The 6,123-nt window shown below is 41.8% G+C and carries 2 protein-coding genes; both read left to right on the forward strand.

From position 1 onward, the window contains the following. Positions 1 to 4,910 (forward strand): trifunctional serine/threonine-protein kinase/ATP-binding protein/sensor histidine kinase (locus tag OSCI_RS05155; RefSeq protein WP_039961757.1); only part of this gene is annotated, 4,910 nt, incomplete at its 5' end. A 65-nt stretch (positions 4,911 to 4,975) separates the two neighbouring features. Next, a partial coding sequence (locus tag OSCI_RS05160) for a serine/threonine protein kinase (protein WP_039961758.1) occupies positions 4,976 to 6,123 on the forward strand: 1,148 nt, incomplete at its 3' end.

Genomic DNA, 6,123 nt, shown 5'->3' on the forward strand with positions numbered 1-6,123 from the left:
GTACGGTAGGAGGAGNGNGNGAAATGATGCTAGTCGCTGGTTTTTCCGGGATTGGAAAAACAGCCGTTGTCAACGAAGTGCATAAACCAATTGTGCGCCAACGCGGTTATTTTATTAAAGGGAAATATGACCAATTTCAACGTAACATTCCCTTCTCTGCTTTTGTGCAAGCCTTCCGGGATTTAATGGGGCAATTGTTAACCGAAAGCGATCTCCAATTAGAACAGTGGAGAAACCAAATATTAGATGCAGTTGGAGAAAATGGACAGGTAATTATTGAAGTTATCCCCGAATTAGAACGTATTATTAGTTCACAACCACCAGCTATAGAGTTATCAGGAACAGCAGCCGAAAACCGCTTTAATTTATTATTTCAAAAATTCACCCAAGTCTTTACCAGTGCTGAACATCCATTGGTGATATTTTTAGATGATTTGCAATGGGCAGATTCAGCATCGCTGAAGTTAATGCAGCTATTAATGGCTGATACAAGTTATCTTTTGTTAATTGGCGCGTACCGTGATAACGAAGTTTATCCAGCACATCCATTAATCTTAACCTTGAGTGAGATTCAAAAAAACCAAGCAACGATTAATACAATTACTTTAGCGCCATTGAGTCAAGTCAAAGTAAATCAATTAGTTGCTGACACACTGAAATGTCCAGAAACTTTGGCATTACCTCTTTCTCAATTAATTTCTCAAAAAACTCAAGGAAATCCGTTTTTTGCTACCCAGTTTCTCAAAGCATTATATCAAGATCGACTGATTCAATTCACTCCCCCAATCCCCCCTTACCAAGCAGGGGGATGGCAATGTGACATTGCACAAGTGAACCAGCAAGCAGTTACAGATGATGTTGTGGCTTTTATGGGTTTTCAGTTGCGAAAACTACCGCCATCAACTCAACAGATATTGCAGTTAGCAGCTTGTATTGGCAATCAGTTCGATTTAGCAACTTTGGCAATTGTTTCAGAAAAATCAGAAATTGAAACGTCGGCGGATTTATGGAAAGCATTACAAGAAGGCTTGATTTTGCCGATTGGCGATGTTTATAAGTTTTATCAGGGAGAAGAAAATGAAAGATTGGTAGTGGAACATGAAAATACTACTAAACAAATAGCCAAGTATAGATTTTTACATGACAGAGTACAACAAGCTGCTTATTCCCTGATTCCCGATGAACAGAAAACAGCAACTCATCTCAAAATTGGACAATTACTTAAACAAAAGTTTTCCGAGTTAGAGCTTGAGGAAAAACTGTTCGATCTCGTCGGGCATTTGAACTTAGGAATTGAGTTAATTACTCAACCGCAAGAACGAGAAGCTTTAGCTCAACTTAACTTAAAAGCGGGACAGAAAGCCAGAAATTCTACAGCATATAATGCGGCAACAGTCTATCTGCAAAAAGGGATTCATTTACTAACAACTAACTGTTGGCAAAGTCAGTATGAATTGACTCTGAATCTCCATGTTGCTGCTACCGAAGCCGCATATTTGAATGCTGATTTTGATGGCATGGAAAAAATAGCAGCACTGGTGTTACAAAAAGCTGAGACGATTTTAGACAAAATCAAAATTTACCAAATTCAAATCGTCGCCCAGACAGCCCGGGGCAACATATTAGAAGCCATTGCAGTCGGAAGAGATGCACTCTTTCAATTGAGGGTTGAACTCCCAATTGCACCTGACGAAGCCAAAATTGCTAAAGCGCTGCAAACCGTAGCTAGTCTTCAAGGTGATAGAGGGATTGAGGAATTAGTCGATCTACCTGTAATGAGCGATTGCCAGACTCAGGCAGCTATGCAACTCTTAGGAATATTATTTTCACCGATTCTACAGGCAATGCCCGGATTACTGCCCATACTGAGTGCAACGATGGTGAGTTTATCAATCCAGTTTGGGAATGCACCTGCATCAACGGTGGGGTATATGATTCACAGTATGGTGTTGTGTGCCTTTTTGGGAGAAGTGAAAACAGGCTATAGCTTTGGGCGATTAGCAATAAACTTGCTGGATCGATTTAATGTCGGGGAATTCAAATGTAAAGTTCTACTGCTGTTTTCGGCCTGGGTTCAACATCATCAAGAATCGCTTAGGGTAACAACACTGACGATGAAAGATGGCTATGCAACTGGTATAGAAACTGGTGATTTTCTCAACGCTGGCTATAACTCGCTGAATTATTTTATTGCCCAACTTTTTGCGGGGTTAGAACTGGATATTTGGGAACCAGAAATAGCAGATTCTAGGGCTGTATTAGTGCAGATAAAACAACATTCTGCCCTGACTTATTTGGATATGATGCAGCAAACTGTATATAACTTGAAGGAAGCCAGGATTCTGTTAGATTGCTTAGTTGGCAGTGCCTATGATGAAACGGTGATGATTCCTAAGCACCATCAGGACAAGGATCTCACAGCGATTGCTATTGCTTACACTTACAAACTGATGCTGGCATACTTTATTGGTAACTACACCTCTGCCCTAGAATATAGTACCCAAGCCAAACAGTATTTAATGGCAGTATCAGGGATGATTTTTATTCCCATTTTTCATTTCTATACAGCCCTGACGCATTTGGCACTTTTCACCACGCAGTCAGAAATTGAGCAAGCCGAACTTCTAGCCTTGGTGGAAACCCATCAAACTATTTTGCAACAGTGGGCGCAGAATGCTCCCATGAATCATCAGCATAAATGGTATTTAGTTGAGGCCGAAAAGTATCGGGTTTTAGGCAATAAAGCTGAAGCAATTGAACATTACGATCGCGCCATCATTGGAGCCAAAGCCAACGAATACATCCAAGAAGAAGCACTAGCCAATGAACTAGCTGCTAAATTTTACCTAGACTGGGACAAACAGCGCATTGCCCAGGAATACATGACGAATGCCTACTATGGCTATGCTCGTTGGGGCGCTAAAGCCAAAGTTGCCGACTTGGAGCGATGCTATCCCGAACTTCTCGCCCCCATCCTCCAGCAAACCCGTTCTCCCCTCTCCACTCAAGAAACTATCTTCTCATTGGGGAGTAGCTCCACCAGTTCTCCCAGTTCCAACAGTAGCATTGTCTCTGCTACTTTAGATTTAGCCGCCATTCTCAAAGCTTCTCAAACTATCTCAGGCGAAATCGAATTGGAAAAACTGCTGGCATCGTTGCTTTCTCTCGTCATCGAAAATGCGGGAGCTGATAAGTGCGTGTTAATGCTCTTACAAGACTCGCGCTTGCTGATCGAAGGATCGATTACTGTGGGGACGGAGCCAGTCGTGTTGCAGCGCCTTGCCATTGAGGACAGTCAAGACATTCCCCTGAAGCTGATTTACAAAGTTAAGCGTAATAAACAGACTGCTGTGCTGATTGATGCCACGATCGATCCGACTTTAGCTAATGACCCATACATCATGGGTCAGCAGCCAAAAAGTATTTTGTGCAGCCCAATTTTGCATCAAGGGAAGTTGCTAGGGGTGTTGTATCTAGAGAATAATTTAACAACGGGAGCGTTCACGAGCGATCGCATTGAGCTACTCAATCTACTTTGTGCTCAAGCGGCTATTTCTTTGGAAAATGCCCTACTTTATGAGCAGTCACAAACCTATTCCCAACAGCTAGAGCGATCGCTAAATGAGTTGAATGCCGCCCAGTCTCGCTTTCATAATTTAGTAGACAACGTGCCGGGAGTGGTTTATCAATATCGGATGAATCCTGATGGAATCCTATCGTTAAACTACATCAGTGCTGACTGTTACAACTTGCTCGAAATTACCCCAGAGCAAGCTATGTCCAATTGGCAGTTTTTCGACAATATGGTACATCCAGATGACATAGCAAGTTTTCTACAGTCCCAAACTCACGTCATTCAAACCCGATCTTCCTGGCAATGGGAAGGGCGAATTGTCACCCCATCTGGAATCGTCAAGTGGATTCATGGGGAATCTCGAATCCAAAGATTTGCCGATGGCTCAATGGTTTGGGATGGATTATATTTGGATATTAGCGATCGCAAACAAGCTGAGTCAGCCATCTTGCAAAAATCTCAAGAACTCGAACACGCTTTACAAGATTTACAACAAGCCCAATTGCAAATGATTCAAAGTGAGAAAATGTCGGCGTTGGGCAACTTAGTTGCTGGTGTTGCTCATGAGATTAATAACCCAGTTGGCTTTATTTCCGGTAATTTATATGAAGCCAAATCCACAGTTCAAGACTTAGTGGAGCATCTCAATCTCTATCGCGATCGCGCCCCAGAAATAGAGCTTGCCGACCATGCCAAAGATATCGATTTAGACTATATTATTGAAGACTTGCCCAGAATGATTGACTCGATGCAATCGGGCTGCGATCGCATTAAAAGTATCAGCACTAGCCTCCGCACCTTTTCTCGAGCTGACAAAGACTACAAAGCGATATTTAACATCCACGAGGGCATAGACAGCACGCTCTTAATCCTCAAATATCGATTGAAAGCGAACGACGATCGACCCGCCATTGAAGTAGTCAAAGACTATGGGAATATTCCCGCAATCTCATGCTTCCCTGGACAGCTTAACCAGGTGTTTATGAACATTCTGGCTAATGCGATCGATGCCTTAGAAGAAGCAAATATTGGGCGGAGTTTTGCCCAAATCAAGGCTCAGCCTAATCTGATTAAAATTATCGCCTGCGTGGACAATCAAGATGTAAAAATTACTATAACTGACAATGGTCAAGGAATGAATGAATCAGTCAAGCAAAAGGTATTTGACCATTTGTTTACTACTAAGGGTGTAGGGAAAGGCACGGGGTTAGGATTGGCAATCGCTCGTCAAATCGTCATCGAAAAACATGGCGGTTCTATTCATGTTAACTCAACACTAGGTCAAGGGACAGAATTTATTATCACCTTACCCACTAAAGTCCAAGAAAACAATTAATTTGAGCTGGCTTTACAAACTGATTGAACATACAACTTTTCATCAATTTATCAACAAAAAAAGCCATGAATAATTTTAACAACAATAGTAAGAACACAAGTATTCACATTACTAACTATCAAATTATTGCAACAGTTTATTCAGGAAGTCGCACCATAGTATATCGGGCTATCCAGATCGACAATCGATTACCAGTTGTCATCAAACTGCTAAAAAATGAGTATCCTACCTTTAGCGAACTGGTGCAATTTCGCAATCAATACACCATTGCTAAAAATCTTAACTCACCTCTGTTCGTCCAAACTTATAGCCTGGAACCCTATCAAAATGGCTATGCGTTGGTTATGGAAGACTTTGGCGGTATTTCTCTTCACGAATGGGCTCGGAAAGGTAAAAAATCCCTGCCTTTGAAAGAATTTTTTGAAATAGCGATCGCACTGTCAAATATCTTAGATATACTGTATCGCGATCGCGTCATTCACAAAGACATCAAGCCCAGCAATATCTTAATCAATCCCGAAACCAAACAAGTCAAATTAATCGACTTTAGTATCGCCTCTTTGCTACCGCGAGAAACACAAACGCTGATTAATCCTAATGTTTTAGAAGGGACACTTGCTTATATTTCTCCAGAACAAACCGGGAGAATGAACCGAGGGATTGATTATCGGACTGACTTTTATTCTTTGGGTGTAACTTTCTACGAATTACTGACAGGAGAGTTACCTTTTCAATCAAGCGATGCGATGGAGTTAGTGCATTGTCATATTGCAAAAGCAGCACCATTAGTACATGAAATCAACCCAGAAATCCCATTTGTAATATCAGAAATTGTTAAAAAATTGATGGCAAAAAATGCCGAAGATAGATATCAAAGTGCATTAGGGCTGAAATATGATTTAGAAAAATCTTTAACTCAACTTCAACAAAGCGGTCAAATTGAATGCTTTGAAATCGCTTGTAGAGATGTGTGCGATCGCTTTACCATTCCCGACAAACTTTATGGAAGAGAAACCGAAGTAGAAACTCTATTGCAAGCATTTGAGCGAGTCGCTAACCCCCCTGAATCCCCCCTTGCTAAGGGGGGAAACCCCCCTGAATCCCCCCTTGCTAAGGAGGGAAACCCTCCTGAATCCCCCCTTGCTAAGGAGGGAAACCCTCCTGAATCCCCCCTTGCTAAGGAGGGAAACCCTCCTGAATCCTCCCTTGCTAA

The organism is Kamptonema sp. PCC 6506 (assembly GCF_000180455.1).
In the GTDB taxonomy this organism is placed as follows: Bacteria; Cyanobacteriota; Cyanobacteriia; order Cyanobacteriales; family Microcoleaceae; genus Kamptonema; species Kamptonema formosum.